21 protein-coding genes are annotated in these 17840 nt (G+C 31.1%); 5 read left to right on the forward strand and 16 right to left on the reverse strand.

The window, feature by feature from the left end:
* The first annotated feature begins 43 nt into the window (after positions 1 to 43).
* From FIA58_RS11915 to FIA58_RS11925, 3 genes are all read left to right on the forward strand, one after another.
* Positions 44 to 1171 carry a DegT/DnrJ/EryC1/StrS family aminotransferase gene (locus FIA58_RS11915; RefSeq protein WP_140962712.1) on the forward strand — a complete coding sequence of 376 codons (1128 nt, stop codon included), beginning with the start codon at positions 44 to 46 and terminating at the stop codon, positions 1169 to 1171.
* A 62-nt stretch (positions 1172 to 1233) separates the two neighbouring features.
* Positions 1234 to 2247 carry a UDP-glucose 4-epimerase GalE gene (gene galE / locus FIA58_RS11920; RefSeq protein WP_140962713.1) on the forward strand — a complete coding sequence of 338 codons (1014 nt, stop codon included), beginning with the start codon at positions 1234 to 1236 and terminating at the stop codon, positions 2245 to 2247.
* Positions 2248 to 2439: 192 nt separating this feature from the next.
* Positions 2440 to 3633, forward strand: coding sequence for a glycerophosphodiester phosphodiesterase (locus FIA58_RS11925; protein ID WP_208022801.1), 1194 nt, complete (start codon positions 2440 to 2442; stop codon positions 3631 to 3633).
* A 97-nt stretch (positions 3634 to 3730) separates the two neighbouring features.
* Here the strand turns inward: FIA58_RS11925 and FIA58_RS11930 are convergent, their stop codons facing one another.
* From FIA58_RS11930 to FIA58_RS11990, 13 genes are all read right to left on the reverse strand, one after another.
* Positions 3731 to 3949, reverse strand: coding sequence for a hypothetical protein (locus FIA58_RS11930; RefSeq protein ID WP_140962714.1), 219 nt, complete (start codon positions 3947 to 3949; stop codon positions 3731 to 3733).
* Positions 3950 to 3992: 43 nt separating this feature from the next.
* Positions 3993 to 4670: a peptidoglycan DD-metalloendopeptidase family protein gene (locus FIA58_RS11935; protein WP_140962715.1), complete on the reverse strand. Its 678-nt coding sequence runs from the start codon at positions 4668 to 4670 to the stop codon at positions 3993 to 3995.
* 10 nt (positions 4671 to 4680) lie between these two features.
* Positions 4681 to 5064, reverse strand: coding sequence for a DUF3037 domain-containing protein (locus tag FIA58_RS11940; RefSeq protein ID WP_140962716.1), 384 nt, complete (start codon positions 5062 to 5064; stop codon positions 4681 to 4683).
* Positions 5042 to 5830, reverse strand: coding sequence for a HipA family kinase (locus tag FIA58_RS11945; protein WP_140962717.1), 789 nt, complete (start codon positions 5828 to 5830; stop codon positions 5042 to 5044). Before FIA58_RS11945 ends, FIA58_RS11940 begins: the two co-directional genes overlap by 23 nt.
* Before the next feature lie 88 nt (positions 5831 to 5918).
* Complete coding sequence (locus FIA58_RS11950; RefSeq protein WP_140962718.1) at positions 5919 to 6728, reverse strand: heat-shock protein Hsp90; 810 nt, start codon at positions 6726 to 6728, stop codon at positions 5919 to 5921.
* Between the two features lie 17 nt (positions 6729 to 6745).
* Positions 6746 to 7618: an ACP S-malonyltransferase gene (gene fabD / locus FIA58_RS11955; protein ID WP_140962719.1), complete on the reverse strand. Its 873-nt coding sequence runs from the start codon at positions 7616 to 7618 to the stop codon at positions 6746 to 6748.
* Positions 7619 to 7753: 135 nt separating this feature from the next.
* Complete coding sequence (locus tag FIA58_RS11960) at positions 7754 to 8284, reverse strand: YceI family protein (protein WP_140962720.1); 531 nt, start codon at positions 8282 to 8284, stop codon at positions 7754 to 7756.
* Positions 8285 to 8366: 82 nt separating this feature from the next.
* A complete protein-coding gene (locus FIA58_RS11965; protein WP_140962721.1) occupies positions 8367 to 8894 on the reverse strand; it encodes an NADPH-dependent FMN reductase in 528 nt (175 codons plus the stop codon).
* A complete protein-coding gene (locus FIA58_RS11970; RefSeq protein WP_140962722.1) occupies positions 8894 to 9118 on the reverse strand; it encodes a (4Fe-4S)-binding protein in 225 nt (74 codons plus the stop codon). Before FIA58_RS11970 ends, FIA58_RS11965 begins: the two co-directional genes overlap by 1 nt.
* Positions 9119 to 9120: 2 nt before the next feature.
* Positions 9121 to 9528 (reverse strand): OsmC family protein, encoded by a 408-nt coding sequence (locus FIA58_RS11975; protein ID WP_140962723.1) that lies wholly within the window; start codon positions 9526 to 9528, stop codon positions 9121 to 9123.
* A gap of 2 nt (positions 9529 to 9530) precedes the next feature.
* Positions 9531 to 9815: a GNAT family N-acetyltransferase gene (locus FIA58_RS11980; RefSeq protein WP_140962724.1), complete on the reverse strand. Its 285-nt coding sequence runs from the start codon at positions 9813 to 9815 to the stop codon at positions 9531 to 9533.
* Positions 9816 to 9851: 36 nt separating this feature from the next.
* Entirely contained in the window at positions 9852 to 10568 is a 717-nt protein-coding gene (locus FIA58_RS11985) for a pirin family protein (RefSeq protein ID WP_140962725.1), read from the reverse strand.
* Positions 10569 to 10648: 80 nt separating this feature from the next.
* Positions 10649 to 11548: a mechanosensitive ion channel family protein gene (locus FIA58_RS11990; RefSeq protein ID WP_140962726.1), complete on the reverse strand. Its 900-nt coding sequence runs from the start codon at positions 11546 to 11548 to the stop codon at positions 10649 to 10651.
* Between the two features lie 170 nt (positions 11549 to 11718).
* Between FIA58_RS11990 and FIA58_RS11995 the strand changes: the two genes are divergently transcribed.
* Entirely contained in the window at positions 11719 to 12603 is an 885-nt protein-coding gene (locus FIA58_RS11995) for a phospholipase A (RefSeq protein WP_208022802.1), read from the forward strand.
* Between the two features lie 249 nt (positions 12604 to 12852).
* Here the strand turns inward: FIA58_RS11995 and FIA58_RS12000 are convergent, their stop codons facing one another.
* Together FIA58_RS12000 and FIA58_RS12005 are read right to left on the reverse strand one after the other, a co-directional pair.
* Entirely contained in the window at positions 12853 to 13428 is a 576-nt protein-coding gene (locus FIA58_RS12000; RefSeq protein ID WP_140962727.1) for a Crp/Fnr family transcriptional regulator, read from the reverse strand.
* Between the two features lie 2 nt (positions 13429 to 13430).
* Positions 13431 to 13751 (reverse strand): DUF6370 family protein, encoded by a 321-nt coding sequence (locus FIA58_RS12005; protein WP_140962728.1) that lies wholly within the window; start codon positions 13749 to 13751, stop codon positions 13431 to 13433.
* Between the two features lie 93 nt (positions 13752 to 13844).
* On the opposite strand from FIA58_RS12005, the gene FIA58_RS12010 reads away from it, so the two are divergent.
* Complete coding sequence (locus tag FIA58_RS12010) at positions 13845 to 16562, forward strand: T9SS type A sorting domain-containing protein (RefSeq protein WP_140962729.1); 2718 nt, start codon at positions 13845 to 13847, stop codon at positions 16560 to 16562.
* Positions 16563 to 16631: 69 nt separating this feature from the next.
* On the opposite strand, the gene purT is transcribed toward FIA58_RS12010, so the two are convergent.
* Positions 16632 to 17801 carry a formate-dependent phosphoribosylglycinamide formyltransferase gene (gene purT, locus FIA58_RS12015; protein WP_140962730.1) on the reverse strand — a complete coding sequence of 390 codons (1170 nt, stop codon included), beginning with the start codon at positions 17799 to 17801 and terminating at the stop codon, positions 16632 to 16634.
* Positions 17802 to 17840 lie beyond the last annotated feature (39 nt).

Raw genomic sequence — 17840 nt, forward strand, 5'->3', positions numbered from 1 at the left:
AATCATAATTAATTCTTATTTTTGTGTCACCAAATTTATTCTAATGAAAAAATTACAAATGGTTGACTTGAAAAGTCAATATGAAAAAATAAAAACGGAAGTAAATGCTTCTATTCAAGAAGTTTTAGAAACCAACACTTATATTAATGGTCCTTTGGTGCACCAATTTCAAGCTGATTTAGAAAAGTATTTAGGAGTGAAACACGTAATTCCTTGTGCTAATGGTACAGATGCTTTGCAAATTGCTATGATGGGATTGGATTTAAAACCAGGAGATGAAGTTATTACTGCCGATTTTACATTTGCAGCTACTGTTGAAGTTATTGCGCTATTGCAATTGACTCCTGTTCTTGTAGATGTGGATATGGATAATATGAATATCTCTTTAGAAGGTATTAAAAAAGCAATTACTCCAAAAACAAAAGCGATTGTTCCTGTACATTTATTTGGTCGTGCAGCAAATATGGATGCTATTATGGAGATTGCAAACGAACATAACCTATATGTAATTGAAGACAACGCACAAGCCATTGGAGCGGATTTTATCAATAAAGATGGAGTAAAAAAGAAAGTGGGAACAATAGGTCATGTAGGTGCTACCTCTTTCTTCCCGTCTAAAAACTTAGGTTGCTATGGTGATGGTGGAGCTATTTTTACAAATGATGATGCATTAGCACACACTTTAAGAGGTATTGTAAATCACGGAATGTATGAAAGATATCATCATGATGTGGTAGGAGTAAACTCGCGTTTAGATAGTCTGCAAGCAGGAGTTCTAAAAGCCAAATTACCTCATTTAGACAACTATAATAAGGCTAGAAGAGAAGCAGCTAATAAGTACAATAATGCCTTAGCTGAAAATAATACTATTATTACTCCAAAATTTGATTCACTAACTGAGGATCATGTTTTTCACCAATATGTAATTCGCATTACAAACGGAAAACGTGATGGTTTGTTAACTCATTTACAAAACAAACAAATTCCTTGTGCTATTTATTATCCAATTCCTTTACACAGTCAAAAAGCATATGCTGATGCACGTTACAAAGAAGAAGATTTTCCAGTAACCAATCAATTATGTGAAGAAGTAATTGCGTTACCAATGCATACCGAATTAGAGGACGGACAAATTAAATTTATAACAGATTCCATTTTAGAATTTGTGTAATTAGTTTTTTGGATTATTAGATTGTTCGAAAATCCAATAATCCAGTAATCGAATAATCAAAAATGAAAATACTTGTTACTGGTGGTTTAGGGTTTATAGGTTCGCACACTGTTGTTGAATTGCAAAATGAAGGTTTTGAAGTTATTGCAGTAGATAATTTGTCTAATTCTTCGGAAAAAGTTTTAGATGGAATTAGTACTATTACAGGTAAGAAGCCCATTTTTGAAAAAATAGATCTACGGGATAAAGCTTCAGTTCAAGATTTATTTAAAAAGTACACAGATATTGCCGGTGTGATACATTTTGCAGCCAGTAAAGCTGTTGGAGAAAGTGTTGAAAATCCATTGTTGTATTATGAAAATAATATTAATGCTTTGGTGTATCTTTTACAAGAATTAAAAGAACTGCCAAATGTTAGTTTTATTTTTAGTTCTTCTTGTACTGTTTATGGTCAAGCCGAAAAAATGCCAATTACTGAAAACGCTTCTGTTCAACCAGCTATTTCACCTTATGGAAATACCAAGCAAATAGGAGAGGAAATAATTACAGATGTGGCTAAGGTTTCGAATATCAGTGCTGTTTTATTGCGTTATTTTAATCCAATAGGTGCACATCCTTCGACCGAAATAGGTGAATTGCCTTTAGGTGTTCCGCAAAATTTAGTACCATTTATTACGCAAACAGCAATTGGTTTAAGAGAACAACTTTCTGTTTATGGAAATGATTACGCAACTCCAGATGGGACAGCAATAAGGGACTATATTCATGTGGTTGATTTAGCCAAAGCACATGTAATTGCTTTACAACGTTTATTGAAAAGGCAAAATGTAGAAAAGGTAGAAATTTTTAATTTGGGAACAGGAACCGGAAGTTCCGTTTTAGAAGTGATAACTGCTTTTGAAAAAGTGTCAAATCAAAAATTAAATTATAAAATTGTTGGTAGAAGAGAAGGTGATATTACTTCAGCTTATGCCAATACTGATAAAGCGAATACCGTTTTAGGCTGGAAAGCACAATCTTCACTAGAAGAAGCTTTAAAAAGCGCTTGGAAATGGGAACAAAAAATTAGAGGATAGCTCTTTAAATTTCATAAAAAAAAACACCAAACTAATTGTAGTTTGGTGTTTTTTTGTGAAATAATTTAATTTTCAAAGGATAGATTTACTTGGAAGTAGTATTTTTTTTTAATAACCTACATTTAACAATCAAGTAATCATGAATTAGAAAAAAATAAGGTGTTTTGTTATTCAAACAAACATACAATAAAAATGATTTTAAGAAACATCTTTTTTTCGATTGGAGCCTTATTGGCTTTAGCATGCAACAATGATGATACAGTAGAAAATGTAGCTCCTTCATCATCAAAATATCCTACTTTATCTGGAAAAGACCCTTTAATTGTTGCTCATAGAGGGGCATCTGGTTACTTGCCAGAACATACAATTGCGTCTTATACTAGAGCAATTGAGTTAGGAGCAGACTTCATTGAACCCGATTTAGTAATGACGCTAGATGGTGTATTAGTAGTTAGGCATGAACCTATGTTGTCAGGAACTACCAATGTTGGTGATATTTCAGCCTTTGCGTCTAAAAAGACAACTAAAAATATTGATGGAGCTATGGTTGAAGACTGGTTCGTATCGGATTTTACTTTAGCTGAAATTAAGCAACTAAAAGCCAAACAAGCTTTTTCTGAAAGGGCACAACAATTTAATAATCTTTACGAAATACCAACTTTTACTGAAGTAATTACGTTAGTTAAAGAAAAATCAGCTCAATTGAATAGAATTATTGGCATTTATCCAGAGACAAAACATCCAGCTTATCATGAAGCATTAAACTTAAAAATTTCTGATAAATTATTAGAAGAACTTACTACTGCAGGGTGGAATAGTGAATCTGCACCAGTTTATGTGCAATCTTTTGAAGTGTCAAATTTACAATACATTAGATCAAAATCTACTGTAAAAATCATACAATTATTAAGTTGTTATGATGTAGCTTTAAATGGAGATTTGATTTTTGATGTTCCTACAGGAGAAACTGTTTCATATGGGAAACCTTATGATTGGCATCTACAAGGGGATACTCGTGATTATAGTTTTTTTACAACAGATGCTGGATTAGATTTTGTAAAAACCTATGCCAATGGAATAGGACCTTGGAAGCCGTTTATTATTTCTTATAAAGGGACAGATGCTAATAATGATGGTTTAGCAGATGATATGAATGCAGATGGGAAAATAAATGATGCTGATAAGGAGGCAATTACACCTAATAATTTAATTAAGAGATCGCATAGTCGAGGTTTGGAAGTTCATGCTTATACTTTTAGGAATGAGAGTAGAAGGCTATTGAGTAATTACCACAATAATCCGATATTGGAATATCAAGCTTTTTATAATTTAGGATTAGATGGATTATTTACTGATTTTACTGACACAGCTTTGCTAGCAAGATAAATAATAGAGTAATTTGATTTACTAAATAAAAAAAAGCTTCTAAAGAACTAATTCTTTTAGAAGCTTTTTAGTTTAATTTAGATTGAAAAAAAACAATCTATTTCATGTCTTCTTTTACTTCTTCCACATCGTCTTCAATATCATTTCCTACTTTGGTTGCTGTAGAGTCAATTGCATCAATTGCATCATCTGTAGTAGCTTCAATCTCATCTCCTACTGCCTCAGTTGCATCTTCTACTTTATCTTGTGTAGATTCTTTGCATGAAACTAGTAATAATGTTGTCATGCATGCCAATGTTAAAATAAATTTTTTCATTTCGTTTGTTTTAAATTGTTATTACTCAAAGTTAAACAAAAAATTAAAGCTTTAGTAAAAAATTAGGATTTGGGCAATTTTTAGTATAAAAGTCTAAATCTTTTTTACTACTAACACCAGGATAATCTCCTTTTTTACCTTCCATGTCTTTTATAATCTGAAAATGCAAATGAGGTGCATAATCACCATTAATAGGTGGAGCTCCAAGTGTAGCTATTTGTTGTCCTTTTTTTACTGATTGTCCTTCTTTTTTATCTTGTAAGCTATCCAAACTCAAATGACCATATAAAGTATGGAACGTTATATGGTTTATAGTATGTTCTAAAATAATAGTTGGACCATAATCCCCTAGAGCAGTATTGTTTTGAAAACTATGTATTTTGCCATCTAAAGCAGCTAAAACAGGTGTTCCTGCTTTTATCCAAAGGTCTAACCCTATGTGGATATTACGTTCGTCTGTAATTTCATCTTTGAAAACCGTACTTCTTTTATATAAATTCCGAATTTCTTGGTAGCCACCAAAAGCTACTTTTGCATTGTTACTTGATAAATGAGCTTCAATAAAATCTTCGAAAATTGTAGCATTGGTAAGGTTTAAATTCAATTGGTCAGTATGATTTGCTGATAAGTCCAGTGCAACATAATCTTTATGAAGAATTGAAGCGTCTATTACTATAACATTTTCTTGTTCTTGAAGTAGGGTTTCTAAAATAGTATTCATTTTTTGACTTTTATTCAACTAATTCGTTATATAATTTTTCAAATGTTTTATCTAAGTTGTCACTAAATCCAGAATGCGGTCTTGAGGTTTGAATACTTGAACTTTTAATGGCAGTAATCCATCTAAATCTTTCGTCTTTTTCAAATAAGGCAATTGGTCCACCCTTTTTTTGCCCTTCACAAATAGAAACAAGTGCTTCCAGATTATTTTGAAGTTGTTCTAAATCAAATTTCGGACAAAATAAGGTTATTTTTGCTGTAGGAATTTGATATTGTATGCGTAAATATTTTTGACGCTTACAGAAAAGCATCAACCCAACATTAATAAACTCTTCGCGTTCTACTCTAGGTACGACACGAATTACAGCATAATCATATAAGTGTTTTTCGTGCATCTTGTGCTTGTTTTAAAAATAATTTCGCATTTTCTAATCGTAGGCATAAAAACTGAAAATAAATTTCCTTTATTTCATCTGGAGATATTGATAATTCTTCCCATTGTAACCAATCTTCCGGAATTTGATTGACTATTTCTTTTAGAATTGTAGCATTTAATTTAGAAGTAAATAATTGATGGACTTCCTCCATTTTTGATGCTTTTGGTAATAAAACATGATCTTTTATTAGTGCAAAAGGGGTTTTTGCAGCAGTTTCCCAATTAGTCCATGAATGATGAAAATAAAAGGAAGCACCATGATCGATAAGCCAAAGTTCTTTTTTCCAAATTAATAGATTGGTATTCTTGAAAGTACGATCTACATTGGTAATAAAAGCATCTAACCAAACAATTTTAGAAGCTAATAAAGCGTCACAATCATTAGCAGCAGCATCATAAGTTAATGCACCAGATAAAAAGTGTAACCCTAGGTTTAATCCTTGACTAAATTTTAATAGATCTTGAATCTCTTCATCGGCTTCTGTTCTTCCAAAAGCTTCATCTAATTTGGCAAAGACTAATTCAGGAACTGGTAAGTCTAAATATTTGGCAATTTGCCCACCTAAAAATTCAGCAATCAAAGCTTTTACACCATGACCAGCTCCTCTAAACTTTAAAACATATTTGAAATCATCATCTGCTTCTGCTAAAGCAGGTAAAGAACCACCTTCTCTAAGTGGAGTAATATATCGTGTTACATTTACCGTTCGTAAACTTAAATTCATAATGGATTGGAAATCATTTTTAACAAATATAACCAAAAAAACTCCTAAATAAGATAGGAGTTTTTGTTAGTCTATTGTTTTTGAAATATTATTTTAAAGTAACTAGAGTTGCTTTTTCAAATTTCTTAAAAAGGCTGTCATTTTGTTTTGAAAAAGTAATATTTGTTAAAGTAGCTTCTCCTATTTGATCACCAAAACCCTTTTCAGTTGTCCACATATGATAAGTCCAGTTTTTCGCAAATGGAATTTCATTAACTTCTGAAAAATTAGTATACTTTACTGCATGTGGTTCTTTTTCAGCGGCTTTTTTTCCTTTTCCAAAACTTACAATGTAAGCTGCACCTACTAAATAATTCTTGGGATCTTTATAAATTACATACCAATCATCAGGAGCATCACCAATATTAGCTTCGAAACTTAATTTTCCTGTTGCTAGGTTTTCTCCATAAAAGGTTTTGTTTTGAAAGTCAGACCAAACAGTTCCTTCATCATTTAATTTGTAAGGAATAGTTGCAAAATAGGGCCAAGTAAAAATATCAAATCTATCTTTTGGGAGATTGGCATCTGTTTTATTAGTGTAAACTTCTTTACCATCATAAACTACCGTTTCTCCATTTGCTCTTTCCATTTTTATCAATGTGCCGTTTACAGTTTGTGTGAATTTAGCATCTAAATAATCTTGACCACCAAATTTCACTACTAAATTATAACTAATGATTTCATTTGCTAAAAAAGCCTCTTTTTTATGAGTTACTTCTATTCCTTTAGTAAATTCAGGGATATCTTTAACTTCAGTTTCTAAAACTTGAGTTTTTTCTGTTTTTATTTCTTCTTTTTTAGCTTCTTCTTTACAAGAAATAAATAGACTTAAAAGAGAAATAAATGCAATTTTTTTCATAGTTGTGTTGTTTTTGATTAGGCAGAAATAGTGGCTACTTCTTTATTTATTTTTCCAACTAAACCAACTAACACTTTTCCTGGTCCTACTTCAGTAAAACTAGTCGCTCCATCAGCAATCATTTGATTTACAGATTGTGTCCATTTAACGGGAGCTGTTAATTGAATAATTAGGTTTTTCTTAATTTCTTCGGCATCTGAAACAGCTTTTGCAGTAACATTTTGGTAAACTGGACAAATAGGAGTTGAGAAAGAAGTTGCTTCAATTGCTGCAGCTAATTCTTCTCTTGCTGGCTCCATCATAGGAGAATGAAAAGCTCCACCAACAGGTAAAATTAAAGCTCGTTTTGCTCCAGCTTCTTTCATTTTTTCACAAGCTTCTTCAACTGCTTTGTATTCTCCTGAAATCACCAATTGACCTGGACAATTATAGTTTGCTGCCACTACAACACCGTCAATTGAAGCGCAAATATCTTCTACAATTGTATCGTCTAAGTTTAAAACAGCAGCCATTGTTGAAGGTTTAATTTCACATGCTTTTTGCATAGCCAATGCTCTTTGGGAAACCAATTTTAATCCATCTTCAAATGACAAAGTACCATTGGCAACTAAAGCTGAAAATTCACCTAATGAATGTCCAGCAACCATTTCTGGTTTGAAATTTTCTAATGTTTTAGCTAAAATTACTGAATGTAAAAATACAGCTGGTTGGGTTACTTTTGTTTCTTTTAGGGCTTCTGGTGTTCCTTCAAACATAATGTCTGTGATTCTAAAACCTAAAATTTCGTTTGCTTTTTCAAATAGTTCTTTGGCTAATACCGAGTTTTCATATAAGTCTTTACCCATTCCTGTAAATTGAGCTCCTTGACCTGGAAATACGTATGCTTTCATCTTTTAAATTTAAAAAATTAATGGTTTAAGTAGTTTAATTTGTTAGTAAACCAAATACAAAATTAAACTTTTTAAGTATAAAAAAACCTTACAAATACTAAAATCTGTAAGGTTTGCTAGTTTTAAGTTTAAAAATTAAGCTTTTGCTAATTGTAAATCAAGAACAAGTTTTACATCTTCTCCTACTAAAACGCCACCTGTTTCTAGAGCAGCATTCCAATTTAAACCCCAATCTTTTCTGTTGATTTTTGTTTCAATATTTAAACCTACTTTAGTATTTCCCCAAGGGTCTTGCATTAAACCACTAAACTCTACAGGAAGTTTTACTTCTTTTGATACTCCTTTAATGGTTAAATCACCTGTTAATTCGTAATTGTGTTCGTTTACTTTGTTAAATGATTTCCCAGTAAAAGTTAGTTTGGGATGATTTTCTGCATCAAAAAAATCACCACTTTTTAAATGATTGTCTCTATCTACATTTCTAGTGTCTACTGATGCTATATCAGCAGAGAAGGAAATTTTTGCAGTTGTAAAATCATTTTCTTCTGTTTCAACTGTTCCTTCATAGGTGTCAAATTTCCCTGAAACATTGGTAAACATCATGTGCTTTACTTTAAAACCAATTTCTGAATGTGTTGGGTCGATTGTCCATTTTGTAGTAGCCATATTTTATATTTTTTAATTAATAATTTAATACTACAAATTTACAACCAGATAGTTAGAAGTACACTTAACCTAGATTAAGAAATTAGAAATCAATTTCTTTGATGATTTCTAATAATTCGTTTTTCAAATCTATATTGATAATGCCGTTTACACTATCGAAATTTTCATAGAAACTAGGCAATGAAAAAGTTCCAACTAAATCAGCATCATGTCTTGGGAATCTATCTTTTGAAATTTCTAAAACCGATTTTCCACCTCGAGCACCTGGAGAAGTTGCCATTAAAAGCATTTTTTTACCCTGAAATACTTTTCCATTTATTCTTGATGTCCAATCTAATATGTTTTTAAAGGCAGTCGTATAATTTCCGTTATGCTCAGCCATTGAAACGACTAATAAATCAGCTTCTTGAATTTTATCTAAAAATTTTTGTGCTTCTTTTGGAAAACCATTAGCTTCTTTATCTACTGAAAAAATAGGCATTTCATAATTATTCAAATCTAAAATTTCAACTTCGGTATTTTTAAATAGGGTGGAAGCATAGGTAGCTAATCTTTTATTTATAGAGGTTGAACTATTTGAAGCTCCAAAGGCAATGATTTTTTTAGTCATTATTTATTTTTATAATAGGTTAAGGCACCAGAAGGACATTTTTCTACTGTTGTAATGATTTTTTCAGTTGTTGAGTTCTCTGGTGTAATCCATGGTTTTTCTTTAGGTTTAAAAACGTCAGGATTGTTTCTTACACAGTTTCCAGAATGGATGCATTTTCCAGATTGCCAGACAATGGTAACTTCTCCATTAGTGTATTCTTTAGTAATGTCTTTTGGATCCATAATTATATAGTGGTATTGATTACGATTTGATTTTTTAAAATTTTAGAAACAGGACATTTTTCAGCAATAATTAATAATCTGTTTTTAATTTCCTCATCAATTGTTTTTGGAAAACTGATGCTTCTATTTATAGTTGTTGTTAATTCTTTGTCATTTTCTTGGTATAAATTTAGTGAAATATTTATTTCTGGAATAATCCATCCTTTTCTATCGATATACATTCGTAAAGTGGATAAAGTACAACCAGCTAAAGAAGCCAAAAGTGTTGTGTATGGATCTGGTCCAAGATCTTTTCCTTCAATGGTTTCTGGTTCATCCATAAGAAATGTACCATTTCTCCAAGAAATGGTACATAAATATTTTTGAGAACCTATATGACCTTTTATGTCTTTTTCTAATAGATTTTTCATAGTTATAAAACGTCTTTATATTCAGGTGTCTTATCAAAAACATGCTTAGCAAATGGACAAAGTGGAATAATTTTTAGATTCTTCTCTCTAACAAAATCTACAGCCTTTTTAACCATTATTTTACCAAAGCCTTTTCCGTTATAAGCTTCATTTACTTCTGTATGATCTATTATTATTTTTTCATCTCCTGCAAATACAAATGTCATTTTAGCTGCTGTTTTACCATCAATGTCAATATGAAAAAAACCATTTTTATTGTTACTATTTAATTGAACTTCTTCTGTCATAACCATAATATATTTTAAATTTCACTAATCACTAATTTATTGTTCCATTGGAATTTCCATTACTAAAAATTTAGAAGCAGTATTGGCTTTAATCTCAAGTTCAGATGTATCCCAAATTCCAATAGCATCTCTTTTTTCAAGTTTCGAACCATTAACTTCAATTTCACCATCAATGTTCATAATATAAAATCCGTTTCCTTCTTTTTTCAAAGTTAGATTTTTAGAAAAATTTGCATCAAAATCACTCATATAAAACCAAGCATCTTGATGGATCCAAACCCCTTCATCATTCTCATTAGGAGATAATACTTGTGCAAAATCATTTTTTTGTAAGGATTTATCCAAAGTGATTTGCTGGTATCTTGGGGTAACATTTTGTTTGTTAGGAAATAACCATATTTGGAATAATTTCGTTTGATGGTCCGCATTTGGATTGAATTCACTATGTCTGATGCCACTTCCAGCACTCATCACTTGCACATCACCAGTTTTGATAGTAGCTTCATTTCCCATACTATCTTTGTGAGCCAAATCTCCTTCTAAAGGAATCGTGATAATTTCCATATTATCGTGCGGATGCGTTCCAAAACCCATTCCTGCTGCTATAGTATCATCGTTTAGTACTCGTAAAACACCAAATTGCACTCTTTCTGGATTGTACCAATTAGCAAAACTAAAACTGTGATAGGCATTTAACCAACCGTGATTTGCATTTCCTCTTGTATCTGCTTTATGTATAACTGAATTGTTCATGATATATAATTTTATTATTATGATACAAATTTACAATCAGATTCAATACATATCACTTAATGTAGATTAAGAAAGTAATACTACTCTTTTTTATTGGATACTTGAATAGGCATCTTATCTAGTGTAACTCCACCTTTAATACCAAAATCTAAAGTTCTTATTGGGAAAGGAATCATAATGTTATTGGCATCATAAGCCTTTTTGATTTTAACAATGGCTTCACTACCAACTTTATTATAAACAGCTTGTTCAGGATTATCAATCCACATTCTAACTGACAAGTCTATTGAGCTATCTCCAAATCCAACAAAAAACACTTTGGTTTCATGTTCTTTCGAAAGTTCTTCAATATCACTCACTGCTTGTAAGGTGATTTCTTTTACTTGATCTAAATCTTCTCCATAAGAAACACCTACACTCAAATCAAAACGTCTTTTCTTTAGGTAAGAATAATTTTCAATTGGATTTTGAAATACTTCTTTATTAGGAATAATTACTGTTTGTCCTTGAAAGGTTTCCATTACAGTATCTCTTAGATTAACGTCTATTATTTTACCCATGTAGTCTTTTATTTGGACAATATCTCCCACTTTTAAAGGTTTTCTGAACGAGATAAAGATTCCTGACATGAAATTGGTAGCAATATCTTGAAAGGCAAATGCTAAGGCTAAACCTAAAATACCAGCACCTGCTAAAATTGAGGTTACTGCTTTGTCAAGTTGTAAAATGCTTAAAACTGTAAAAATGACTACACCAATTGCACTTAAATAAATAATAGAACTAAAAAGGTTGTTTAAGGTTAAGTTATGTGAAATTTTTGAGATTAATTTACCAGCTATTTTACGGATAAATTTTGCAATAAAAATACCAATAACTAATACTATGGCTGCCAAAAAAATATTAGGTAATAATTTTATCAAGGCTTCAAACCAAAGGTTGAGTTTACTTTGTATTAATTCGGAAACTTTAGTAATATCCATTTTTTTAAAATTAATTGGGATTAGAAAAGAGCACTTTTACCAAATTTAGAGAAAATGTTTGAAATGATTAAATAGAAGTTGTAATTATATAAAAGTTGCTAAAAGTATTGAAACATTGACTACTGTTTATATTTTAATTTCGTAGCATAGAAAAATCTAAATTTTTAAAAATGTTGCAACTGAATAAAATAGTTCTGATTCTATTGTTTTTAGGATCTCTTTCCTATGCTCAATCCAATTTATCAAGTCCAATCATCAAAAAAAGCATGTCTCAACGATGGGAATTAGATAGTATTGATAGGAAAGGAACTTTCAGATTAGTTTCCTACAAACCAATCTATTTTGCAGCGGCTCGTTGGTCTGATAAAAAGAATGCCCAACCTTTTAACGAAAGTGGTGAGTTTGCAACAGAAGACAACAACTTATTCGAAAACATAGAAGCTAAATTTCAAATTAGTTTCAAAAGTAAATTAATAGAAGGCTTGTTTTTTGGCAAAGGTGATTTATGGGTAGGTTATACTCAAAAAGCACATTGGCAAGTCTATAATAAAAAATTATCAAGAGCTTTTCGCGAGTTAAACTACGAACCTGAAATTATTCTTAATTTTCCCTTACAAGTGGATTTGTTTAAAGGAAAATTGAGAACTTTTGGAGTTATTTTAAACCATCAGTCTAATGGAAAAGATATTCCAACCTCTAGGAGTTGGAATCGTGTTATTTTCAATATCGGATATGAATATCAAAATTGGGCTATTAATTTCAGACCTTGGTATCGTATGCCAGATAAAGAAGATGAGAATCCAGATATTACAAAATATATTGGTGATGCAGAATTAGAAATTGCGACTAATTTCGGAAGGCATGAATTGTATACCATTATCTCCCATTCCTTTTCGACTTTTGAAAAAGGAAATGTTCAATTGAATTATGTGTTTCCAATTCATGGCCATTTGAGAGGACATGCACAAGTGTTTCATGGGTATGGAGAAACTTTAATTGATTACAATGTCAGTCAAACTACAATTGGAATAGGCATCTCTTTTGCGAATTGGTGATTGTTTTATAAATAGAAGTTATTCTAATTTATTATTTAGTTTTTAAAGAATGTCTTTTTTATATTCCTAATACTCTTTTTGTAATTTAATAAAAGCTAAAGGTATTATGGAAATCTTTTTTTGTTAAAATTATAATGTGATAGCTATTAATTAATACCTTTTTGCTATTAATTATATGCTAAAAGGTATTAAATATAACCTCAAAGCTATTAAATAGAAGCTTTGAAGTTCTTTTGCTAACTAGGAATCTTATTTCCTTAACATTTTCGCTTTCATTTTGCTAAAAAATTCTGGAGTGACTCCAATATAAGAAGCAATTTGCTTTTGAGGGACGTGTTGAATTAACGTAGGATATTTGGAACAAAATTTCTCAAATCGTTCTTCTGCGGAAAGACTTAAGTTGTCCATTAATCGTTCTTGATGTGCTACTAATGAGTTTTCAGTTAAAATTCTAAAAAAGCGTTCTAATTTTGGAATTTCATGATATAAAAGTTCCTGGTTTTCTTTGGATAACAAAACCACTTCTGCATCTTCAATAACTTCTACAAATAGATTACCAGGTTTTTGGGATAACAAACTATACATATCACCAATCCACCAGCCTTCACAGGCAAAATGCAATACATGTTCCACAATATTATCATTGATATTGAAGCTTCTTAAAATTCCAGAATTTACAAAGTAGGAATGTTTGCAAACTTCTCCTGCTTGTAACAATATAGTTTTTGCTTTATAATGTTGTACTTCAATTTTTGATAGAATAAGAGCTTTCTCTTCGTCAGTAAGAAGAACTATTTTGGAAATATTGTCTAGTATTAAAGCCATTTTTATTTTTTTGGTACCAACTTAAAATGAGTAACCACAAAAAGACTGTCTTTAATTATTCCCACAACTTCTGCTTTTCGAATGGTTTGACAAAATCCGTCTTCAGCATGTGCATCTCCGTGTTTGTCGATATGTGTTCCTTTAATAAAATAAGGTTTTCCATCAATTCTAACTGCTAAATCACAACCGTGACCTTTCATCCCAAATTGACATTGCCCACAAGAAGCTTCTACAATTTGTTTTTTTTCTGAAGTTGTTTTTTTCTCTTGAGCTAATGAAATATTTAGAATCAAGAAAGATAGGAATAGAAAAAGTTTTTTCATTTAGTGATTTTTAGAAAAGCTAATTTACTCTTTTCATCGTAATTCTAAAAAGATATTTGTATATCTTTGAGACTTAATCTTATAGTAAAGTATATGAAAAGAATCTTACTCCTTTTGATGTTTTTATTTCAAATTGCAGCATTTTCACAAGTGAATGATTTAATTAATTGTGATGGTAATACTGTTTTTGATTTAACTTCTCAAGAATCAATTTTAATTGGCACACAAAATCCAAGTGATGTTATTATTACGTATCACACAACAGAAATAGATGCTCAAAACAATACGAATGCTATTTCCAATCCATCAAGTTATACTAGTATTGTAAGTCCTGAAATTATTTTTGCTAGGGTAGAGAATACTGTGACAAGTAATGTAGTTATTGAAAATTTTGATTTGATTGTAAATAGTTCTATTGTTATTTCTGACTTGATTACTTCTTCAGATTGTAATGGAATTGGGAGTATTTCATATTCTATAATAGGTGGTATTCCACCTTATACTTCAGACTTCATTTTAAATGGAAATGTGTTAGCTACATCTGTGTCTTCAAGTAATTTTGTTTCATTGAATAATATAAATAATGGAATAGGGACATATGTTATTTCTGTCACTGATGCTTTTGGTTGTTCAACCCAAATAACAACAACAATTTCTAGTCAAAATCCCATTGTTGCAAATATTTCAGTTAATCAGTCACTTTGCACTAATGATAATGCTACTATTCAAGTGATAGCGACAGGAGGAAGTGGGACTTATCAGTATTCAATAAGTGGAGGTACAGTTTTTCAAACTAGTAATGTTTTTTCAAATGTACCATCTGGGACATATAATATAATTGTACAAGATTTGGATGGATGTTTCTTTGTTTCACAGTCAATAACAATAGAGTCTGTAATACCAATTGTTTCAAACGCAACAGTAAACGGAAACACAGTGACTTTAAATACGACAGGAGGAACACCTCCATATCAATATTCAATTAGCACTAATCCTACAGAAATTATATCAAATAATGTTTTTGAAAATTTAGCGTTAGGGAATTATTGTTTTTATGTTCAAGATCAAAATGGTTGTTCTGTTCCACCTATTTGTGTAACAGTCATAGGACAGTTAAATTTGCAAAGTACTGGAGCTTATCAAGATTTCAACAATGATGGTTTTGTAAACTTAGGAGATGTTATTAATTATGATTTTACAGTAACAAATACAAGTTCACTTGATGCTACAACTATTTCGCTTGATTCTTTTGGGTTACCCAATAATGGAGCTACTATTGCAACTTTAACCGGTGGTGCAACGGATACTTCGACTTTTACAGCAAGTTATATTTTGACGCAACAAGATATTACTAACGGTTCTGTTACTAGAGATTTTCAAGTAAATGGAACATATGACGGGAATCCAACTGCTGCTTTTACAACTAATACGACTACGCTTTCCATAAGTGATGGGATCAAGTTGAATGCTTTTTTAGATACTAACGGAAATAATATTCAAGATAATGGCGAACAAAATATAAATGTTGGGTCGTTTGAATATCAAATTAATAATGGGAATACTATTTCAGTAGTTTCGTCAACAGGAACATATTATTTGTATGAAACGAATCCAGTAAATACCTATAATTTAAGTTATACTATTGATTCAGCTAATGCTTCGCTATATGCTTTGTCTCAAAATAATTATACAAATGTAACGGTTACAACGAATTCAGGGATTACAACTTATAATTTTCCATTAACGATTATTCCTTACGTAGATTTGCAAGTATATTTGAATCAAAATGGTTTTCCTCCAAGACCAGGTTTTACTTATACAGAAAGGATAATGTATCGAAATTTAGGGAATCAAACTACTTCTGGTACAATTACATTTACTAAAAATAATGTAGTTGCGATTACAAATGTTTCACAATCAGGAATTGTGTCCAATGCAAATGGTTTTACGTATGATTTTACTAATTTATTACCAAATGAAACACGTTATATTTCTGTAACGATGCAAACGCCAACCATTCCATCAGTTGCTTTAGGACAAGTATTAACCAATAATGTAACAATAACAATTCCATCAGGAGATGTAAATGTGAATAATAATGAAGCAACTTTATCTCAGGTTATTGTAGGTTCGTATGATCCAAATGATAAAACAGAGGTTCATGGCGGGAAAATTTTACATGCTGATTTTTCATCAGAGGACTATTTAACGTATACTATTCAATTCGAAAATACAGGAACAGCAAATGCAATAACAGTAAAAGTAGATGATGTCTTAGATGCTATGTTAGATGCTTCTACTTTAAAAATGATAGATGCCAGTCATGATTATTTTTTAAAGCGTGATGGGAACAATCTGAGTTGGAATTTCAATGGAATTGATTTACCTCCATCTGTTGCAAACACATCAATTGGAAAAGGCTATATTGTTTTTCAAATCAAACCAACAGCTGGTTATGCAATTGGAGATATTATTCCTAATACGGCTAATATTTATTTTGATTTTAATCCTGCAATTGTAACTAATACTTTTACAACGGAGTTTGTGGAAACTTTAAGTACAAAAGATTTTACTACTAATGATTTTTTTGTTTATCCAAACCCAATAAATGACCAACTTTTTGTGACTTCAAAAAGCAATAGACTTATTGAATCTTTGAATATTACAGATGTTTTAGGAAAAATGATTTACACTGAAAATATAAATGTAACTTCAACGCAATTAGATGTTTCTAATTTTCAAAAAGGAATATATTTCTTAAAAGTAAAATCAAATGAAAAGGAAGAAGTAATAAAAATGATTAAGCAATAAAAGAATGAATTTTATAAAAGCCCAAATCTTATTTTAGATTTGGGCTTTTTTATAGGTTGTATTTTTAAACTAAGTGTTTACGGTTATCAGTTTAGCGGTTTCTTTCGCTCTTTCTGTTATTGTTTCAATTGGAGTTTCTAAAGAATCATTTGTTAAAACAACACCCATTCTTCTGTAAGGTCTTGAGGTTGGTTTTCCAAAAAGTCTAAAATCAGTTTTTGGTAAGCCCGCTACTTCCTCAATTCCAGTAAAAGTTGGATTGTTTGAGTTTTTCGAAGCCAAAATAACTGCACTAGCTCCATTTTTTTCTAAAGTAATTTGGGCAATTGGTAAACTTAAAATCGCACGTAGATGTAATTCAAATTCGTTAAAATTTTGAGTGTTTGCCAAAGTTACCATTCCAGTATCATGAGGTCTTGGAGATAATTCAGAGAAATAAACTCCTTCATCAGTCAGGAAAAATTCCACACCGAAAAGTCCAGCTCCACCTAAAGCTTCAGTAACTTTTTCAGCCATATCTTGGGCTTCAAATAAATCTTTATCTGATATTTTTGCAGGTTGCCAACTTTCTTGGTAATCACCACGTTCTTGTCGGTGACCAATTGGAGCACAGAAAAGTGTAGGTAAACCGTTATTTTGGGTAACCGTTAAAAGCGTAATTTCAGAATGGAAATTTACAAAAGCTTCCACAATTACTTCTACAACATCTCCTCTTGAACCATCTACAGCATAATTCCAGGCTTTAGTAATGTCTTCTTCTGATTTTATAGTAGATTGTCCTTTTCCAGACGAACTCATTAGGGGTTTTACTACACAAGGAATACCAACTTCAATTACAGCTTTTTGTAATTCCTCTGATGAGGTTGCATAGCGATAATTAGCAGTGCGTAAACCTAAATCTTTAGCAGCTAAATCACGAATGGCTTTCCGGTTCATAGTGAAATTAGCAGCTTTTGCAGAAGGAACTACTGTTATACCTTGTTTTTCATAATCATAAAAACGTTCTGTGCGAATGGCTTCAATTTCAGGAACAATAAAATCAGGTTGGTGTTTGGCTACAATTTTGTCTAGTTCTGTTCCGTCAAGCATATTAATCACTTCAAAACCGTGCGCTACTTGCATAGCAGGAGCATTTTCGTAACTATCAACAGCAATTATAGTTTGACCAATGCGTTGCGCTGCAATTACAAATTCTTTTCCTAGTTCTCCAGAGCCTAAGAGTAAAATTTTTTTATTCATTATTGTGTTGTTGTTTTTGAAATAGTTTCAAAAACAAAA

The organism is Flavobacterium jejuense, from assembly GCF_006491595.2.
Taxonomy (GTDB): Bacteria; Bacteroidota; Bacteroidia; order Flavobacteriales; family Flavobacteriaceae; genus Flavobacterium; species Flavobacterium jejuense.